At 54.8% G+C, this 20,441-nt stretch carries 9 protein-coding genes and 1 pseudogene; all 10 read right to left on the minus strand.

Going from position 1 to position 20,441, the window contains the following annotated elements; all coding sequences use genetic code 11:
- Positions 1-4: 4 nt before the first annotated feature.
- Positions 5-7,054 (minus strand): hypothetical protein, encoded by a 7,050-nt coding sequence (locus BMZ79_RS27185; RefSeq protein ID WP_090646544.1) that lies wholly within the window; start codon positions 7,052-7,054, stop codon positions 5-7.
- A 15-nt stretch (positions 7,055-7,069) separates the two neighbouring features.
- Positions 7,070-12,928, minus strand: a complete 5,859-nt coding sequence (locus BMZ79_RS27190; protein WP_256253162.1) for a glycine zipper family protein — start codon at positions 12,926-12,928, stop codon at positions 7,070-7,072.
- A 27-nt stretch (positions 12,929-12,955) separates the two neighbouring features.
- On the minus strand, positions 12,956-13,717 hold the full coding sequence (locus tag BMZ79_RS27195; protein ID WP_143089129.1) for a hypothetical protein: 762 nt from the start codon (positions 13,715-13,717) through the stop codon (positions 12,956-12,958).
- Positions 13,718-13,799: 82 nt separating this feature from the next.
- On the minus strand, positions 13,800-14,255 hold the full coding sequence (locus BMZ79_RS27200; RefSeq protein ID WP_090646552.1) for a hypothetical protein: 456 nt from the start codon (positions 14,253-14,255) through the stop codon (positions 13,800-13,802).
- 64 nt (positions 14,256-14,319) lie between these two features.
- Positions 14,320-15,126 (minus strand): hypothetical protein, encoded by an 807-nt coding sequence (locus BMZ79_RS27205; protein ID WP_090646554.1) that lies wholly within the window; start codon positions 15,124-15,126, stop codon positions 14,320-14,322.
- Complete coding sequence (locus tag BMZ79_RS27210) at positions 15,126-15,626, minus strand: hypothetical protein (protein WP_090646557.1); 501 nt, start codon at positions 15,624-15,626, stop codon at positions 15,126-15,128. Before BMZ79_RS27210 ends, BMZ79_RS27205 begins: the two co-directional genes overlap by 1 nt.
- 68 nt (positions 15,627-15,694) lie before the next feature.
- Positions 15,695-16,423, minus strand: coding sequence for a hypothetical protein (locus BMZ79_RS27215; RefSeq protein ID WP_256253164.1), 729 nt, complete (start codon positions 16,421-16,423; stop codon positions 15,695-15,697).
- A 94-nt stretch (positions 16,424-16,517) separates the two neighbouring features.
- Complete coding sequence (locus tag BMZ79_RS27220; protein WP_090646559.1) at positions 16,518-19,316, minus strand: hypothetical protein; 2,799 nt, start codon at positions 19,314-19,316, stop codon at positions 16,518-16,520.
- A gap of 19 nt (positions 19,317-19,335) precedes the next feature.
- Entirely contained in the window at positions 19,336-19,944 is a 609-nt protein-coding gene (locus BMZ79_RS27225; RefSeq protein WP_090646564.1) for a hypothetical protein, read from the minus strand.
- Positions 19,941-20,441 (minus strand): annotated as a pseudogene (locus BMZ79_RS34510) (hypothetical protein); the annotation flags it as partial. The gene BMZ79_RS27225 and the pseudogene BMZ79_RS34510, both read right to left, overlap by 4 nt.

Below are 20,441 nucleotides of genomic sequence, written 5' to 3' on the forward strand. Positions count from 1 at the left end.
TCTCCTACGAGTATTGCTGGACTTTATCTCGATACCAGATACGATTCAGCCTGTTGGCGTTATCGGATTGGTTCACGGACATGTTAATCTTCCCGCCGTTATACCCGGATCGCTGCATAGCTTGTCCGAGCATCGGGCCAAAGTTCTGCGACCCGCTCCCCTGCGCGGAAATCTTAATATTAGCGCCGGAGTTGCCGGCATCAATCGGGGCCATTGCGGGAGCTGGTGTTCCGCCATATAGGGCTGCTGCATCTGCTCTCGCTTCAGTTTCAGACTCGGGATTGTAAGGCATTACAGGATCTTTATCATTAAATGTATTGTACCCCATTATACCTGCAAGCGCTAGACCTCCGATGAGCGCCGCCTTTTTATTTCTGGGCCCGTTCTTACCGTTAAAGAACTTGTCCATCGCCCCCGAAATCTTCTCGTAGGCCTTCGGGCCGAGCATCCCGCCGGTGCCGTCTTCGATCATCTCGGCAATGGTGCCGGCCGGTCCCTCAAGACGCTTGGTCATCGGCGAGGAGCTAAATGGCTCCAGCGGATTCACCTTGCGGTATTCGGGCGTCAGGCTCGGTTGTTGCGGCCTGTCGATCGTCATTCCGCCTTCGCTACGCAGGATGTCTTGCAACGGATTCAGGAATGGATTCGCCGTCGTGGCGTTCGGGTTGCGCCCCATAATCGTGTCTACGATTTCCTCCAGGCTGTGATCGCCCAGTCTCATGCCTTGGCTCGTGCCGGCCCGCAGCTCCGGATTGTCCATCCCCTTCTTCATAACATCGAGCGCGCGGGTTAGGTGCCCCATCGCCAGTTTCAGGTTGTCTCCGAATTGACCATTGAAGTATTTGTTGTCCACCTCGATGGCCTGCTTCGTATTTCCTCGCTCAATGGCACTCAATAGATCGGCAGCGCCTGACTTCGTAAATAACCCCTGGCCGGTGCCGTGCTTGGAGGAGATCGTTAAGTCTTGCTCCAGGCCTTGCCCCAGTTTATAGATCTGCCCTTTGACTTCGGGGCTATCGGCGTAGAAGGTGTCCGCAACCTGACGCATCCGATAGTTGAGGTCCGATGCGCGGCCGATGAACTCCTTACCGGATTTCGCCATGATCTCCGGCAGCTGATTGGCCTCAAACCGATCCACGGACTCAAGGCCTTTCTCTTTTCCGCTTCGGACATTGTAATCCTCGAAGATGCTTTTCAACGAGAACTCTCGAGAGCTATCAAGCTTGAGTTCGCCCTCGTTAAGCGCCTGCTCATACGTCATCGAGTTATTAAGCGCATTCTGGTAAGCCTGCTCGTGACGGGCCGCTCTTACCTCCCGCTGCTCAGCATGATTACGGGCCAGCTCCTCTTGCACGCCCTGATCGTGAATTGCGACGATGTGGTTGTAGTCACCGTCTGAGTCTTCCTTCAGCAAGGATGCAAGCAAAGACGTCGTATTATGGAAGCCGGCAGGCACTGATGGATCCATCTTAATTTTGACAGACTGGATGGCGTTCTCCGTAAAGGTTGGAAAGCGCAGGTCCGGCGCATAGAAATCTTTCTGAAGCGCTGGATTATGAAGTGCGCCTTCATTGCCGCCGAGCAGGTGCTCATAAATCCCCATCGTCTTCGCTTCGTTCGGGTTAATGAAGACCGTTTCACCATCGAGCCGCATCGATTCTTCGATCGGCATGACCTTTGCAAGGCCGCTGGAGGATGTCGGCATATTCACCTTCAGTACGCTGTTACCCGTTTGATCACTGGATGCCGTCACGGCAGATACGGTTCCTGCGAAGTATTTGCCCAGGCTTCGATTCAAGCCCTGCATGGCCTTCACTTGCGCTGATTCGCCGTCCGCCTTGGTTACCGCCTCGGCGCGCCGATAGATGTCTGCAATGTGGCGCCGCATATCACGCAGCCAGATTTCTTCCCCTTTGCCGTCCGTCTTCGTGAACGGGATGAAGACCCGATCCATTTTACGGCCTTCCACTTCCGGCAGTATGGCTTCTTTCTGCCCGTTCACATGAATGTTCGGGAGCTCCATCCAGAAGCCATGGTAGTCATTTTCACCGACCAGCTTCCGGACGTGTTCGTCATCCAGAATCGTGCGTGAGATCGTCGTGAGGTTCGTGTCCAACGTCGGCAGCGCATGGAAGTCGTGGAGGCGCAGCGTCCGGTTTTCGAAGTCAGGATCGAATCCTGGCCCTTCAACAGCACCGCGCAAAGCATTGACCATGCCGATCGCTTCCTGCAGCCGGCCGGTTTCTTTCGACTGATCGACAAGGTAACGGAACATGTGCTCCCTGGTCTTGTCGAGCCCTTTGACTTGCAGCATGCCTAGTTCACGGAAGCCGTACTTGACGCCCTTCACATCGCCGCCTTCTTTATAGGCCACGTCGATCAAATTGCCGTTGTCATCCACATTGTACTTAAGGACGGCTCGGCGCTGCTCATCAACGACGGTCGAATAGTTTTGCACCTGCGCGATCCGCATAGCCTGCACACCTGTGATGTAGCCGGCGCTATTGGATTCGGCAAGCCCAAGCCCGAATCGATCGTTCAACTTTCCGTAGAGCCGACCGAAGTTTCGGTAGTCCATACGCTTGTATTTCGCACTCACGTCATCGAACAGCAGCTCGCCATTCTTGTACGATGCATTCACGCCGATCCGGCCCTGGTTGATCATCCGCATCGCTTCTTGGATATCTGCCTCATTAAGCACGTTCTCTTTTATCGCGTTCTGCATGGTGTACATCAGCTTGTTGGCCTGACCGCGCAGCGCGCCACCAAGGTCACCGTGCTTGCCGATATTCGGGTTGTAGACGACACCGACGTTTTCTTCGCCGAACAGCTCCTTCAAGAACTCGGATCCGTAGCCGTATTGGCCGTTGTGCATGTTGCCGCCGATCGTGCCCTTCTCGATATCGAGGTAGACCTTGTTGGCCTGCTCGGTATATTCAATGGCAAAGGCGTTGTCGGTTGATCTTGCCGATGCGATCCGGCCGGCATACTTCTGATCATAGAATACGGACTGCCGTTGCCCGTCAACGATGCGGGTACCCAACCGGTCTCCCGGGCTGATCACCATGTCTCGCCGGAGCTGCCCGTCAGCATCCAGGTACTTGCCATCCCACTTGATCTCATCGCCTCGGTAATACTTGTAGTTCTTCGTCTGCAGGCGATTAACGAGATCCTTGTTAAAGATCATCTGCTGTTCGTAGACGTTCGGCTTCCGGAGTACATTAACGCTTCCGTCCGCCCGTAGTATCCCTTCTTCTGTCAAGATACGACGTATGTTATCGTCGCCCTGCGCCTGCGCGATCAAGTCATCTACCCGGCGGGTAACATCTGCCTGGTTGGCCATGACAGTATTCACGTAGACCTCCGGCTTGTACGGATAGAGCTTACTGTGCTGCCGCTGAACAGCCGTTGATACCATGTGGTTGGTCGAAGCCACGCCTTCTGCCTCTTTCAAGGAAGCTTCCAAGTCCTTGTCGATCCGGTAGCTGTTCATCGCCTGAACGGAGTTGTCTCGATTCTGTACCGTGAAATGGCCGTAGGCGAATAGATTTCGAGCATCTATGGAGCCGATGCCGCCCCTTGCTACGACGTCTGCTTTAGCCGAGGAGTAGAAGCCCCGTCCGAAGCCGTTCTTCTCCAGCCACTCCGGCATGTCGCGACGGATCATAAACTTGGCTTCGTCATGCAGGTCATCCAGTTTGACGAATGGAATCAACTGTTTCTTGCCGGCATTCAGAATCACGTCCGTATTTCGGAAGCTCCGGTCGGTCAACGTGCCGTCTTCATAATACTGCTGAATCATCGCGGCTGCCGGATACTTGAGGCCCTGCTTGAGCAAGTCGGCTTCTGTATTCGTGACGAGCAGGTTCTCGTTAAAGTCCCGCTTCACGCCGGAGAGCTCGCTGACAAAGTTGTTCATGAGTCGGCGGGCCGAGGCCGTGGCCTCCGATAGCTCCCCATCCTTCAGCTGCTGCGCCATCGTATTGATGTTCCATTCCGATCTGTGATCGAGCAGGCGCGGATCCGCCAGCATATGCCCCATCTTCTCCACGGTGGAAATCTCACTATTCACGCCGTTGACGCGGATGATATCGCGTGTGGCATTGAAATGTCGGTTGCCGTAGACCAGCGTGCCCTGCTGATTAATCAGCGGTACCGTGAACTCGAACGCTTTCGGATGCGCCTCCGATGCGCCGCCGGCCATATGGCGAAGCACGCTTGCACTGTCATCTGGATGGAACATTGTGATGAAGGCTTGGGTCGCCTCCGGATTCATCGAGAGCGCCATGTTCAAGCTTGGATTCATCTTCTTCAACGTGCCCATCATACCTTCGATGGCCTGGCGATTATTCGGATTCATCCCCGTGAACTTGTGCTGACGATCCAGCTTAGCGAACATATCGCCGATATCTGTCCCTGGCCCCGGGATAAAGCCGTTATTTAAGAGGTAGCCGCGCATACCTTGCGTCTGCTTGATGGCCGATTTCACCAGTTGCTGGCCCGCTTGTTTGGAAATCCTCTCCACGGATTCCCGGCGCCCCAGCGACTCCTCTGTAATGCGGCGAATCGTCAAGTGCTGTTGCTCCATCAGATCAAGTGCCAGCTGCTCAATCGATGCCGGGATCGTCAGCTTGCGATCATGAATCCCGGTGATAGCGCCCTGCACATAATCGTCGTCGATGATGCCAGATCCCTTCAGCGAGGAAAGCAGGATCTTAAAGCGCTCGGCCCGCTCCACAGCTTTCTCTGTCTCTGCCAAGTCTCCTGTCCCTTTGAAAACATAGCTTCGGAATGAATTGATGGCATTGTTGGCATTCTGTAGCGACACGCTGACGCTCTTGCCGGTTAGGCGGTCACGGAACTGGAAGCCATTCTGCTCGTAAGGAAGCGAGGCACGAACGGTTTTATGCTGGCCGGCCGATTCATTCACGCGCTCATGAAAGAGTGACCAGGCAATGTTTTTCTGCTCGGCTTCCATGCCGGAAGCGTCGATGGCCTCGATGGCGCCTTGGTACAGCGAGTGCTCGGACATGAGGCGCGGGAGCATCTTCCAGAATGCCTTCTCCTCGTCCGGATTGTAGACGAAGGACTTGCTCGTGCCATCCCATAGGGAATTGAAGTTCATCATGCCCTTCATTTCATCGCGGCTGATACGCTGCTTGAGCAGGCGGCCGATGATCTTTTCGCGTGCCTGATCGTATTGCTCTGGCGTCCAGGAGCGCATGAACTGCCCGTTCTTCATCGTCAGCTCGTCCAGCTTGCGGGAGGCCTCTGCCTCGATTGCGCTCCAGCGGCCGGAAGTAAACTTATTGTAGACTGCGGCATTGGCGTACATCCGCTTAGCGGCATCGAAGCCGGCGGTCGATTTCTTGTCGAGACTGAACAAGCTTTCGTACCGGCGGCGCCCGAGGTCAGACTCACGCAAGTGCTGGATCTGCTTGCGCATCTTCTTACTAATGTTGCTCATCGGCGTGAAGCTGCGATGATAGAAGTCGGCAATCTCATAGGCGGCATTCTCGCCCTCACGGACAACAAACGAACGGAGCTGCGGATTGTCCTGGTTCACGAACTCAATCGCCCATTTCGGGACACCACCAGAAGACAAATCGCGAACGCCAGCCACCCGGTAGAAGGACTCGGCATTGATGACGTTCTGGTTAAAGCCCGGACGGAAGATCTTATAGGAGCCGTCTTCCGTAAGCTCCGCTTGATAATCCAGCTGGCTGCCCTTGTAGTTGCGCACGCCGCGCGTGGCAAACAGCAGATCGCTCGTCGTGAGCGGCTTATTGCTGTGCATGAGATAAGGCGTTCTCTGCCCCAGCTGCCTTGGCTTGTAGTCGGCCTTGACCTCCGTGGATCCAAGCAGATCGTCAACGTAATTCCAGGTGTTCGCGACAAGTCCGCCGACCCCATTCATGCCGGTATCGAAGCTTGCGGAGTGGGAGCCTGCTGTGCTCATGCCGAGCGTGCGCCGCCATTCGGCAAGCGACCATGGGCCCTCCTCGAACGGAAGCGACGATGGACGGCCGTGCTGCTCGTGAAGTTTGATCGGATTACGCGCCACAGACTGCATCACGCGGTAATAGTCCATGTGATTCTGCGGCAACACCATTTCCTTTCCGGTGATGGATGAGAACCGGCGCATCCGCTCCAAGTCGAAGCTGTCGCCATTCATCGTGACGAAGTAGCTGTTCTTGTGCTTGCCGACGAACGCATTATACTCATCAATGGCACTCGCATAATCTGCACCGTGCTTCACCAGATTCTTAATTCCATCTCGCATATGACGCAGATACTGCGTCTGGTTGCGCGTGATCTCATCGGTCAGAATGGTTTTGCCGCTCAAAACGGAGTTGATAGCCGAGTTATGCATCACTTCAGCCCCAAACGTAGCAGCACTGATTCCGTTACCGCCGATCGAGGAATACCGTATCAAGTCGACGACTGTCCGCTGTTCGCTTGGATTCAGCAGTGCAAATTGCCCTATCTGCACCTTACGGATCAGCTTGTTAAGCTCACCTTGCATGTGTTTGTTTGGAGCAACCAGCTTATTGAATCGATGCGTCTTGGATTCGCCCGTGTATTGACCCCCGCGGTAATTAATGCCATTGGCTGAGATCTCTGAGATGAAGAAGTTCTTCGAGTCCGTATCTCCGAGCGTCTCGATGTCGAGGCCGAAGAACCGGCCAGGACCACCGCCTCCCCCCTTGGCGCGTCGTGCAAAATCGCGAAACGACTCGATATGACGCTGCGCATCAATCGCGAACCCGCTATAAGGGTCAGCGCTGCCGACCGGGTTCAGGAAGCTCCAGATGTTGGTGCCGCCCATATTGATTACGCCGCTCTGGGTAGGCAGCGCTGGCATCTTATTGATGGCATCATTCAGCCGGATCAGAGATGGGTTGACGCCAGACCGCTCCGTGGCGGGCCGGGTTATCGGGTTGTATGCCGACAGCATGACCCGCTTATGGCGATCGGCCGGCACATATTCCAGGCCGGCTCCGATCCCCGCGTTAACATTTGAATAGAGTTGATCGTAATTTGTTGTCGCCATAGTTCACACCCTCGCTTACATCAAAGATCCCATATTGTTGCGCAGATAGTTATCAATTTCGCCGCTGCGATCTTGCTCGTACTGCACGCCAACTCGTGTCGCAGCCCCGCTTGAAGGCGTCACGGTCACGTTGACGTTCTTCAGTCCTTGTCCTTGGAGCACGTCTTGGATATTGCGCTCCATTCGCTTGTAGCTGAAATCCGATTGCTGGTACATATTGTTGCCCTGGTTCGTCAGGTTCGGAGTCATGCGCGAGGCTTCCACGTCGTCCGGCCAGAAATTGAAGTCACTCAGATCCAGTTTCTGATTCTGCACGACCTTGAGCTTGATGCTCTCAAGATCGAAGTCCGGCCGCCAACCGGCCCAGTTTGCATCCGGCAGCGCGTATTTCTGGAAGTAGTCTTCAAGTGGCGGCACGTATTCGTCCCCATAATCCCAAAGTGCTTTATAGATGCGCCTTTCATTTTCAGGCACAAGCTGCAGGATACGTTCCCGGTCCCGCTCCGGTGCATTCACGAAGTCATCGAAGAACCACTTATCCTTGGTCGGAAATGCTCGGGCCACCTTCATCCGATCGTCGTATGGATCGATCGCATATAAGGTTTCTTCACTTTGCTCTTTATATTGTAATGCCTGACGTACAATATCGGGAAGCATTATTTCGTCCCAGCCGCCCTCTTGCATGTCATTCAGTTCTTGATTGATTGCTTTGCGGCGATCGACCCATCCATCCGGCTGTTTTAAATAAAGCTGTCGCTTTTCTTCGTTAAGCTGTTGGCGCCGCTCCTTTGTGTTCGCCTGCTTCTGCTCGATGTCATTGATGAAACCATCGACATCGTAGCCCGACGCTTCAGCTTCCCGCTTTGTCGCTTCATAGAGTCCGGAGTATTTCATATACTTCAAGAGGTCGAAGTATTCATTGATCTCGTTCTCTTTGCGCCGGCGCTCCGGGATCCACGTCTCGCCGTTATGCGTGTATTCATAATGCCTTGCATACCCGTGGCCAAGGCCGCCAACCAGCGCGCCTATAATGGCGCCCGCTGCGACCCGCTTGCTGCCGCCGCCCCCGAGTACGCCCATAATGACCCCGCCGGTGATTCCGCCGCGCATCATCGATTCCAGTGTGTCGTGCCGGAAGGCCGACTGAAAGCCTGGAATTAGATAGTCGCTCGTCAGGAAGTTGCGCCAGGTCGCCCAGTCCTTGCCGTAAACTTGATCCCGCTCGTATTCTTCGAGTGCAGTGCGCACCTGCAGGAACTTCGTATTAAGCGGCGATTCGTAGTGGGCGATCGACTCCCACCGTGTGCCCTCTGCAATCTCGTCCGGCGTGAAGCGGGCGAAGACTGATGGTGCGGAGAAGTCCGTCAGGTTCTCCTTCATGAGGCCACGGCGCAGGATGTCCTGGTTGATATTCTTGAGTCCATCGAAGACAACAGCGCGCATCGTGCCGTACTGGTCATCGGAGATCCGCTGGCTCTGGTCCGCATTGATCCCCACCGTTACCTTATCCCCTACCCCGATGTACGAGTCGAGCACCCCGTGTGCTGCCGGCTTGTAATCCATACCGGCCAGCCGGATCGGCGTATCGCCGTATTCCTTTGTAAGGAAGGTGTAGTCGTCGAGCATCTTGGTGACCGTCACTTGCTCTTTTTCCAGTTCGGCGTATTTAAAGCGATACTCCGTGAAGTCGTATTTCTGTTTTCGCTTGGCCACCTGACGCTTGATCTCAGCGGCCTGCTTTCGGACCTCCGGATCTGTTTCATTGTCGACCACATAGTCCCGCCAAAACTTGTACTCGTCGCTCCACGGCGCCACGTCGGCCAAGATCTTGAACTTGTCGAAGCTGCCGTAGCGTCCGGTCTGATCGGGATGAAGCGGGTTCAGCTTCTCATAGGCATCGCCAGGCAGCCGGTAATCCCCGTGGGCCACTTTTGTATAGGGATCGCCTACCTGGAAGTTGATGAAATAATCGCCCCCCGGCAACCAGTCCGGCATCGTGTTGCGAATCGGGTTGTATTCGTCCAGCTGGCCATCATCTGCGCGAATGAAACGACGCCCGATCTCGGAGATCGGTCCGCCAACAGATCCGAGGTTCATGCCCCAAAACCGGTTCGACAGGTTGTTCGCGGCATCCGCCTTCTGGATGACCATGTTACCGGTGTACGGGTCGTCGCCGGCCACTTCATCAGCAATCCACTTGTAGACGCCGAGCGGCTCCGCCCAGTTCTGCGCGGATTCCTGCAGCCGCCAGTTGATGCTGCTCGGATCCTTCATCTCCCGCAGCTTACGGTTTCGAACTTCATTTCTGTAGGCGTACTCCTCCGCATGCATTGCGCGCGGCTTTGTCTCGACCATAGGCTCGTCGGTTCCGGCCATAGCAAACATCCGATCCATGCTGTAGCCTTCTTTGGCGATGTTGGCTGGCACGTACATGGCCTGGCCAGAGGTAATGTCCTGCGCCACGTAGGCGCCCGTTTGATTGCCCTGCTCATCCAGCTCGCTCGAGACGAAATACTTCACCGGTGCGGCAACGGCACCCGGATTCACATCACCGGTTCCGGCCCATTTGCCGCTATATGGCGCGCCGTAGCTGGTTGGCCCTGCATAGACGACATCCTCGGTCCGGCCTGCCGGCGACACCCGTGTGACGACCGGTTCAGTCGGACGATTGCCGAGCCCTTCATTCTCCTGCTCGATGAGTACCGGATCACCCCAGTAATCCGGATGCATGCGGCGGCTTGGTTTCACGAGCTGCCCGATTGTTGCATTGCCGATATCGCCAAAGAACATTGTGTTCGGATTGAACAAGGAGCCGGTCATCATGTAAGGCCGGTCATAGTAATGCTTCTGCTCCCAATAGTATTCATTTCCGTCCAGCATGCGCTTGAATATCCCGAGTGGATTCTCGAAGGTCGGAAGGATATTCATCTCACCATAACGTTCTTCGCCGGTGAGGCTTGTATTGGAATACTCCCAGTCGCTCATCGCCAGGCGCCAGTCGTTCGGCCTGAACTCGGAAATGCGGTCGCCACGGAAAGCTGTCTTGGATCCCCATAGCCACCAACGACCTTTGCGCACTTCCTCAACGCCATTTTGCAGGTAGTTCTGATATTCCTCGCCAGTGAAGGTGTCTTTCTCGTCAATCGGCGTGCCCGGTGCGAACAAGGCGCCTAAGACGTGGCCGGGCCCAAATTCCCCGACGCCGGGCAGATACCAATCCGGCATGGCGGCGAAGTGCTCAATGCCCGGATGCAGCATTTGGCGGTGCGCCAGCCCCTCGTTCGTGCCCATGGCATCACGTGTGAAGGCTGCCGAGAGATCACTGCGAGCCCGCATGTTCTGCCAGCGCGCCGTGATGCCCATGCCCGTATGCTTGTCCACCTCGTAGTCTGCATACTGGTAGCCTTCGTACGCCCCGTAGAGCGGCAGGAACCGTTTCAGGAACAAAGAGGACACCATCTTCAGCGGACTCGATAGGGAGTCATCTGAGAAGCCTAAGCCCCAGTCCCCGAGCGCATCCTGTAGACGGAACCATGGGTACTGACCGCCGAAGATCGAGAGCGTCGTCACATCTTCCATATTGCGACGGCCGGTCGTCCAGCTGAGCTGCTTGGCGATGTCCTTAATCGTGCCAATGCCTTCCCAGCCATTGATCGCTTTGTTTACGTAGAGGAACTCGTCGTTGACCGTGTTAGGCGGCTTCTGTCCGGTGAACTTTTCATAGATCGGGTTGTTGCGCTTCACGGCTTTCATGACGTCGCTTCGGAACTGCGATGAGAAGGCGCCCTGGCCAAGAATCATGTGATTGACTTCATCGACGGCAGCGGTTGGGTTTCCATAGGCATCTCCACCCGCCTCCCGAAGGAAGTGATAGTTCAGCAGAAAGTTGGCATTCTCCGCTTCATCGGTATGAATGTGCCGGCCTTCATACAGGTCATTGAAGACCTTGCGAAGGTTCAAGTTGCGCGGGCTTGTGCTGTTCGGCGCCGTGATCTGCCTGATAAGTTCCATGCTGACATCTCGCTTGATCTTATCCTGTCCGGTTTGAATGCGGGTGTGTTCACCAAGAATCAGGTTACTTTCACCGATCGGACGCTTGGCGGCCAGGAATGAATCTGGGTCGCGGCTATAATTGCGCCACGTCCGCTTGATCGCGGTGTCACCTGGAATGTCAGTGGCTTCACCCATGAACCTGAACAGCTTCATAATGTGCTCCTCATTCGAGAAGCTGATCTCGTTGTCATCCAGAAACTGCTGAATGTTGCCTGGCAAGTACGTGCGGATCCGATTCAGTACGCGCGGGGAGAGCTCTTGCGTATACTTGTCGAAGTAGCCGCGCATCGAACGCAAGCTCTCCTCATCCACACCTCGGTTCATTGCCTCGGTCATGATATTGCGTTCCCACTCTGGGCTCCAGAGCTTGGTTACCTGACTTAGCAGTTTGGGCCCGACAGCATCCTTATCCTGCTTGCCGATGTCGAACAGTTTTCGGATCGCGCCGCGCTTATCCTCCTGCGTTGTCATGAGACCGCCGGTGCTGCGGTGAAGCTTGGCGATCGTGCCGAAGCGGGAGGACGTCGCAAACATCTTACGCTTCTGGTTGAGAACGGTCAGCTCCTTGAGCGGATCGTTAATAGCCGCCACATCATACAGTGGCACGAAGTCGCCATTGATATAGACGAGGTTCTGGTCCAGCGTCGAGTTGATATCCTGCCCCATCTGAGCCTGCAAGCTCTGGTGCCGAGTGCCGCGGCGGACAACGCGGAAGCTGCCGATCTCACGCGCCTCCCGGATGTTCAACTGGTCACGTAGGTGCATGAGGCCACCCGGGACGGTGTTGGCTGCCTTTTTCTTGAGCCCATGCATCATCTCGTCGAATACTTTATAGTCGGTGTAATCGACGATGTTGCCGGCAGCATCTTCTTTAACAAACAGATTCGAGTCGAAGATTTGCTTGCGGAAGTCGCTACTGCGTTTGATCATGTGCTCGAGGTCGACTCGCGTGGCATCATCCAGATTGATCCGGCCAGAACTGTGCATGGCAAGCACGTCCTCAACGGTCGCCTGACGCTGGCCGCGGATGTATTTCTTATGAGCCCATTCTTTTCGCACGACGCCGCCGGCATTCTCTGCAGCCTTTGTCGTGAGTTTATCCTGCATGCGTGATACGGCTGCCTTGTACTCACTAGAGTCTTTGTAAACCGTATTGCGGTGAACGCCGCGGGCTTGCTCGGCGAGCTGAATCAGGTTGTCTTCGATGCCCTGCTGCCGCAGGAGTCCACGGAACTGTTCGTCGGAAAAGTTATGAAGAAAGTCCATGTCATCCAGGTTGCCAACCTTGAACGCTTCACGGACGCGGTGCGCATCTTCCCGGCCGGCCAATTGGCCGAGCTCCAGCATGACGTCCCGATGCCGCAGTTCGCTCTGGATGCCATAAGGCACAAGCTCTTTGACGTTCTGATTGACCTGACGGATATACCGCTGCAGGTCGTACTCGCGCGCGCTCGAGAAGTCATTCAGCCGCTGCTTGCGATCATCGACGATCCGGCGACGCCGGTCCAAAAAACTGCGCCGCATCCGGTCGAGCCGCGTGCTGCTCAGATCCTGCAGGAGCGTACCTTCATGATCGAGCGTCTCGCGGAGCGCCATGAGCGAGCCCTTTCCTTCTGTCCCGATGAAACGGGCAGCTTGCCTGAGCGCACCGGTTCGGTGCAAGACAGCAGCAGCGCCAATGCCGATAGCCGCTTTGACGAGCAAAGATCGGGCCGGCGATGTATCTTCATTATCCGATAAGAAACGAGTGAAGGGACGATCATCCGTCCCGTAGAATTGTGCATATTTGGATTGTCCGTTTTCATCGGCCATGACCTTCACCTACTCGTCTGCGTATTTATACCAAAATCAATCATACTCGCCTCTCAGTGATTCTTCGGCTTTAAACCATGCCAATTCTGGGAAGACTTCTTTCATGCTGGTTGGTTGATCGAGGTTAATGTTTCGCCCCTCTGCCTGAGACAGCATTCGCTCCACATCTTCCTTGGACAGATCGCCTTGCTTCTGCGCCGCCGGCTGACGAGGTACAGGCTGCTGCGGGTTGGCAAGTGGCGACATCTCCGCGCGCTGCTGCGGTGTGATAAATTGCGGCGGCTCTTGCGGCATAGGCGCCCCCGGCTCATCCATCTCCGCCACAGCATGCGCCTGTGCAATCTGATCAATCGGCATGAGCGGCACGCCTTTCAGATTCACAAGCACCCATTCCGCCCTTGCCAGATAGAACATCATCTTTTTGACGGTCCAATTCTGAATATGCTCGATCGAGAACTCCGGAAACGCCTCGTGAATAATGACGTCCGCCTGATAATCGAAAATCTGCATATCCTGCCGGTATTGGTCCAGCAGCCCTTTGGCCTGACCTTCTTGCAAACCGGACGCATCCAGTATGAAATTACTAATCGTCTCTGCAAGTCCGGCCACATTGTCGAGGAAGTCGTAGTCCGCCGGGTACACGACGGCCGCCTTGCACATCGCCTCCTGAACGTCGCTCAACTGTTCATTCTCGGCCAGGATAGCCTTGTACTCCTCCCGTCCGATAACACGGAAGACGAATTGCTGCTCCAGCAAGTTTAGCAGGAACACTTCTTCATAGATGGATTTGTAGTGCATTACGAGATCTTCTGTCAGCACCCTGCATCAGTCCTTATATAAAATTCAAGCAGGACTCGGTGGCCCTGCTGGTTGGCATGTATTAGAGTTTGATCGGCGCGCTTTGTGCTACGAAGCCGGACTTATCCATGATCATTTCAGACAAGAGACTCGGTACGCCGGCTTTATCCGTGCGAAGTTTCTCGCGCGTCAGGTTACGCGGATAGAGTACGCACTTGACTGTCATTTCTTCTTCCCGGTCCATTGTCGTCAGCTCACGATTATTGATGAAGCCCTTATACTCCTCACGCTCCAACACGCGCCAGATGTAGACTTCGCCATCAAATGGCGTGAAGTAAACGCCTTTCGGATGCTTCTCTTTCCATTCTTCAACTTCTCGGCGTGTTGGCCCGAATCCGTCAAAGACCGGTGCATTCCATTCTGCTTCTGTGTAGCCGTATTCATTCAACGGCTCCTCTGGTTGCTGGTTTGCATCCTCATGCTCATTATCCGGCGCCCCTTCGCCATCCAATGGCAACTGCAGCTGTTCTTGGCTCATGGTTGATCCCCTTCCCTGGTCTTCATTGTAATGTATTACATTATCTTCATTATACTTGTTTTCCCTATCTGGATAAAGGGCCATTTATATCGCGGGCCAGGAATGTATAATACTCCACGATTGGCTGCCCCTGCGCATCGGTCGCGATCCCGTTCTTGGTCATGCCGTTGATCTGCACGCCATTGATCGTCTCCACCGTAATGTTTGGCTTCACGTTGAGGCTCGTCGTCGCATAATTCCGCGCATACGGGCTCATCGCCTCGGATACCGCTCCGTAATTGATTTTGATATCGAATCCAAAAGGGTCGTATCCGAAATAGGTGTTGGCCGGCGAGGACAGCAGATTACTCTCGTCATCCTGGACGCCCCATAGCGCCTTCTCGTATTCATCAGCGATCTGATCGAAGCTTTCCTTGCCGTACTTCTTCAGGATTTCATCCAGTTTGTATTTCTTGAAGTCACCCGGCTTGATCACGCCCTCTTGCTGCGCAGACTGAACCGCGTACTGGACAGCATTAGCGTTGGCCAGAATCTGTTGAAGATAGCCAACATTTTTAAAGTTGATGCCAAAGGTGCCTTGCACCAACCGGCGGCCGCGGGCTGCCGTGTCGAACGTGTAGGACGCATAGCCGTAGATCGGCAGCACTTCTTCTTGAATGGAGAAATTCAGCGCGACGGCTTCGTCCACCCAGATGTCACCGAAGAACAGATTCACGTCGGCGCCGGAGAAGTAGTCCTCCGAGAACAGCTGATATTCCAGCCGGCTGTCGGGTCTGCGATAGATATTCCCCTGTGGCGCTGGAATTGTGTTTCGGAAGACGCCTTGCACATCGCGCTGGGATCGACCTGATGCTCCATATAGATTCGCCATTACATGCTCACCCCTGGCTCTTTGATTTTGGTCATTGGATCCAGATCGAGTGCATAAAACTCGTAGGTGTTCTCTGTCAGCAGGTTATTGACTGACAGGACTTTACCTTCTGTATAGGTCGTGATTCCGTAGATCGTCATCTTGCTCCGCTGCCCGAACTCGTTGGCGAAGCTGATCGTAACGTCGAACATCGGCATCTCGTCCATCAGCATCCGGTAGCCACGATCGGCGACTTCCTGCATGGCTCGGTACACGATCGTCTCGTCGAATACGGTGAAGCTCAGAATGCCTGTGATCGTTCGCATCCCGCGCGTGAAGCCTTTCATGGTAACACGTCCGAGCGATCGGACCGGGAATTTCTCACGAAACACAGAATAGGAGATGGTGGACAGCTCGCCGAACACGATCGGTCCGCTCCCTGGAATATTGAGCGTGGCAACCATATCGGTGCCACCGAAGCTGGCAAAGGTTCTCATGTAATCCGTTGGTGCAATTTTCATCTATCTCACCTCGCTTTGGTATGTAAAAATGGGGCAGCCGCGAAGCTGCCCCACCTGGCCCAATCGCTTTAAGCGAACAGGTTTTTGAAGTAGTTGCCGACCGTCCCGTTGTAGGAGTCGCCACCTTCGCTGCGGAGGTTTTCTTTCGGCGTAACGCCTTTGACCTTCCGTGCAACCCAGGTGTAGGCTTTTGCCGTTACCACGTCGTCAACCGAGAAGCCGGATCCTTCGTTCAGGATTTGAAGACCGTAAATCTCCATACCTGCACGTTGGCCGAACTCGTTCGCCATCGAGATGGCGATGTTGAATGGCATCAGCTGGTCCGCGTATTCCGGCGTGTAGAAACCGGTAATGGCGCTGTCATCGAACTCGCCAGCACCCGATACATTGGCATAGCCAAGTTGGGTCATGACATCATCCCATGCTTTGACGCCATAGCCGCGCTCGGTGCCCTTCAGTCCGGAGATGATTGCATTCTCGAACTGGCTGGAGTTTGCAACGAACTGTTGGAACGTCTGCATAACCGGCGCGCCTTGGTATTGCTTTTTCATTTCGTCCATCAGCGCATCGCGATCGAATTGCGTGAAAATCAGCGAGCCGCTGATGCCCCGCTTGCCGCGGCTGAAGCTTCTTGGATCCGGTGAACCCATCGTGTAGATCGGAGCGACCTCGCGAACAACCGAGTAGCTGATCGCTTGCAGCTCACCAATGAGACGGCCGTTGAACGTAGCCACGATGTCCGCTCCCGAGAAGGAGCTGAACGTGCGGGAGTAGCCTTCCATGTTAGGCGCAGTCATGATTGTTTCACTCCTTTATATTCATTCATGAAGGGGCGCAAGGCCCCCGCATGATTGATCTTATTAGTTTAGTTTATTGAACCTAACCAAACCTTTAGGAAGCTTTCAGAACCACGGAGGTCATGAACTTCCGAGTCTCGAACTGCGGCACGAGCTCGAGCGTGATGAACGCGTTGCCGAGCACCGCGTCTTGAACGGAGCTGTAGATGGTGAACTTGAAGCGCTGGATGACGCCGTTCTCCTTCAACTTGTCCAGTCCGGCTTGAATCTCAGCGGAGAGCGCGTTGCGCTGTGCCATTCCGTTCGGCAGGCCGATGAACGGATCTGCTTTTTGACGGATCAGCTGAACAGCAGCATGCGTAATCCGCAGCGTGGACAGCCGGCTGTAGTCGGAGATCGAGGATGCCGCCGTCACACCGTCCTTGACGATGAAGCGTGCAGCTTGCCCTGCAGTGCCGCCGAAGATCTTACGATCGAAGGTGACATAGCGTCCGCCAACCAACTGGTTGTGCTGTGCTTCCGACAGAATATAACGGAGGCCCGTTACCGAATCCAGCGCCTTGTTCGTCGTTGCGCTCTCAGCGCTCAGCGTCGTGATCAGCGCGCCGTATACTGCCGCACCACTCGTTACGTAGCTGCCCAGCTTGTCACTCGATTGACCGAGCTCCGGACCGAAGACTACGCTGACGTAGCGGCCAATATCGATTTGCGTCCCTTCTTCATCCAGGACATAATCGAAGTTCGATTCGTTGAACATGTAGTGGTTGTTCACGTAGTCCAGACGTACGCCGATGCCGGCATAGAGGCCCTTACGTGCGTCGCTCAGGCTGTCCGCCGTGATCTCGCCGGTCAAGATGTCCACGTACTCTTGGATGGATACCAGGCTGGAGTCAAGTGCCGGGGATACGCCGAGGACACCGATCGTTTCCCACGTCTTCGCCGTTACGACTGCGCAGTGCTGCGCCAGCTGCGTGGCAAAGTTCTTGTTCGGAACTTCACTGTCAACTGCCGTGTTTGCGTAAGCGTCGAGCAGGACGATCACGTCCACCACGTAGTTCTCGAGGTTGGAGTAGATGCCGTTTTGAACGAGCTTCGTCTCCCCTCTCGCGTTCTCCGTGTAAACGCCGCCGAGCTTCTCGAACATCTTCTTCATGTCCGCTTCCTTCGTGACGTCGAAGATACCGTCTTGGCCGAGCCATGGGTAGCGAGCTGGCGTGTTCTTCTCAGCTGCAGGATCTTCCTTCAGTTGTCCAGGAGCCTCTTGACCGAGGAATACCGCTTCAGGAATCGCACCATCGCCCGTCTGCAGGAGACCTTTAGCCGGGACGCTGCCGAACGCATTATCAGCCGAGAGGTTGACGATGTTGTTCATTGGATCAGCATTCACGTATTTGATAAACTCGCGAACCGTGCGGACTTTGACTTTCGCCAGATCGACCGTCTTGTACACCAGCGATTCATCAGCTGCGAACAGCTTCTTCTCCGCAGGTTTGAAGAACGTGATGATCTTCTCGTTGTCAGCCGCATGCTGCGGGTCGATCTCGACTTTCACGGATACACCGCGAATGGACTCCGCATCGAAGATGTCCGTCAGGGATCCATACACGGTACCCGGGTATTTGCCTTCAACGACGATCTTCGGATCCTGGACTGTGCTCGCGTTGGTTTTGTAGGAAGCATACAGCTGCTTACTTACCGGAGCTGCTCCTGCAAATACGGTCACATTCTTGTTAAGCGCGCTGTACGTGTAGTCCACGCCTTCAACCAGCTCAACCTTGTTCGCGCCGTCCATGTAGTACACGCTGAAACCGTCCGCCTGTGGCGTATAGCTCAGATCGTATACGGCATCGACACCAGGAATGCGGTCCGTTACCGATCCCTCGTTGTTCATCGACGTGTACCATGCATACTCCACGAAGACCTTGACGTTGCTGGTGATGTTCGGGTACGTGCCCTTTGCCACCTCTGCGTCATAAGCTGCCGTGAAGAAGATACCGCCGTCTGCATAATCTGCCGCCGACCAAGCGTCTTTCAGCGGATCGCCGGAAGCACCCTTACCTACGCGGTAGATGTAGTCGCCGGATGGCGTCAACGATGGAATCGTGAATACCGCGTTGTTAGTCAAGTCCTTCACGGTGACCGTTGGAATATGTCCGCTTTCCAACTTATCCGACCAGTTGCGGCGGGCCGAATAGAAGTAGTGCGTACGCACCGTATCGCGCGTCAGCGTGTAGTCCGGATCCGTAAGATCCGGCAGGCCGCCGCCGTCCAACCGTGGAACCAGCATGTAATTGCGGGTTTCGTAGTTGTAGGACACCTTGATGTCCTCGCCCGGACGCATCTTATCAGCGAAGAAGTATGCTGCTTCTGCGCCAGCCGTGCGGTCCACATAATCGATAGCGTTTGCCACGACCGTCGCGTTGTTCAGGGCATCGACCGCTTCTACCTTTGTGATATCAACAAACGTGCCGCCTGCTGGCACATTCAGATCGACCGAGAAAGCCTTGTTGCCATCCGCATAATCAAGGAATTGCTCCATGCTGCGGGCGATGTCTTTTGCCTTCAGTTCCGTGCGCGCCGAAACGCCATCGACCCGAAGCAAGCGAACGTCTTCGTTGCCGGCGCGAATTGCTTCGTACATGCCGCGAACCAAGCTTGCTCTAACCGGTTCCTTCGTTACACGGTCAATGAGTCCACCGAAAAGTTTTTCGGCAGATTTCACGCCAAGATCACGAACCGAGATCGGCTCGCCTACCGGACCGTCCACCGCGCTACCAATGATCAAGATGGATTGCGTGCCGGCTGCCAGGCGCTGATCACCTGCATAAAGATTGCCATCTTCATAGGTGACTTTGACACCAGGGAGATTTTGATACTTCTCCGTCGTTGCCATGTTCAGTCTCCTCCTTTAATTAAGCTTGGGGCTTTACTGCACTCGCTTGAGCAAGAATCTGCTCAATTTGGTTCAAGAACACAGGGGTAATTTTTTCAAACCGCATTGTATATTGGATCGGCCTAACGGCAATTGGGAACCGGTAGTCCGTGATCACCTGATCGGATTCTTGGGCATAGAACAGCATTTCATGAACACCGTTCTTCTTGAACTGGCCCTTATACATCTGGATGAAGTCGTCGAGCTCATCCGCGATCAGATCGGCTTCTTCGGCCGATGTCGAAAGCACGGTGAACTGAACCCAGACATCAAAGATCTGCCCGTACAGCTGGACGTACTCGTCTGGAACATACGGATGACGGATGGTGGTCCGAAGCCGCGGCTTAATATCCTTGAACTCCTGATTAACCAGGCGCCGCAGAATCTTGAACGCGACCATTGGAAACTGGGCTTCATCATCAAGTGGGGACTCCCGCTTAATCACGCCGGGCTTGCCGGCCAGCTTCCAGAGCCGATCCAGATCGTCGATAAAGCTCAGGAACGTCGCCGCTTTCTCCGATCGAAGCCGAGAGTCCAGATACGGATCTTTGGTTGGATCGTAGCCACTTACAAACGTTTCAGCACTCATTGTCTCACCCTCACTTGGGACGTCGAAGTCATGCGATAGACAGAGAAGATCGGGACGACCTCAATGTCCGTCATCATGTAAGGCCACTCGGACCTCACTTCATACGTGCCATATTTGATGCGATTCAGATCGACGTAATCTTGAAGTGTGTCTTCAGCAATGCGTCTGAGATCTTCCAGGACTGGTGCGTAGCCTGTCCGCCCTACTAGAAGCTCCTGCTGCTCAGCAATCTCTTGTATCAGCCACTGGGCAATCCGGAAGTTGGCAATGTGCTTGTGCGCACTATCTTCCGTGGCCACCGCGCAGCTGGAGGTTGCACAGACAACGCCCTTCTTGAGCGTCTTCTTGAAACACACGATGCCTGCAGTATCCAATTCCGTCATCTCGTCGTTGCTGAACTCGCTCACCAGCTCTGCATTCAGCGTCTTGTTGACGGGACTGATCTCAGGATCAAGCGATGACAAGACGCCGGCATAGAAGGCGGCCGCCTTGCGATC

This window comes from Paenibacillus sp. UNC496MF (assembly GCF_900113915.1).
GTDB lineage: Bacteria > Bacillota > Bacilli > Paenibacillales > Paenibacillaceae > Paenibacillus_Z > Paenibacillus_Z artemisiicola.

Bases quoted from the DNA above. Each gene is read 5' to 3' on its own strand.
- BMZ79_RS27185 (WP_090646544.1), bottom strand. From the start codon at position 7,054: ATGGCGACAACAAATTACGATCAACTCTATTCAAATGTTAACGCGGGG.
- BMZ79_RS27195 (WP_143089129.1), bottom strand. From the start codon at position 13,717: ATGCACTACAAATCCATCTATGAAGAAGTGTTCCTGCTAAACTTGCTG.
- BMZ79_RS27200 (WP_090646552.1), bottom strand. From the start codon at position 14,255: ATGAGCCAAGAACAGCTGCAGTTGCCATTGGATGGCGAAGGGGCGCCG.
- BMZ79_RS27205 (WP_090646554.1), bottom strand. From the start codon at position 15,126: ATGGCGAATCTATATGGAGCATCAGGTCGATCCCAGCGCGATGTGCAA.
- BMZ79_RS27210 (WP_090646557.1), bottom strand. From the start codon at position 15,626: ATGAAAATTGCACCAACGGATTACATGAGAACCTTTGCCAGCTTCGGT.
- BMZ79_RS27215 (WP_256253164.1), bottom strand. From the start codon at position 16,423: ATGACTGCGCCTAACATGGAAGGCTACTCCCGCACGTTCAGCTCCTTC.
- BMZ79_RS27220 (WP_090646559.1), bottom strand. From the start codon at position 19,316: ATGGCAACGACGGAGAAGTATCAAAATCTCCCTGGTGTCAAAGTCACC.
- BMZ79_RS27225 (WP_090646564.1), bottom strand. From the start codon at position 19,944: ATGAGTGCTGAAACGTTTGTAAGTGGCTACGATCCAACCAAAGATCCG.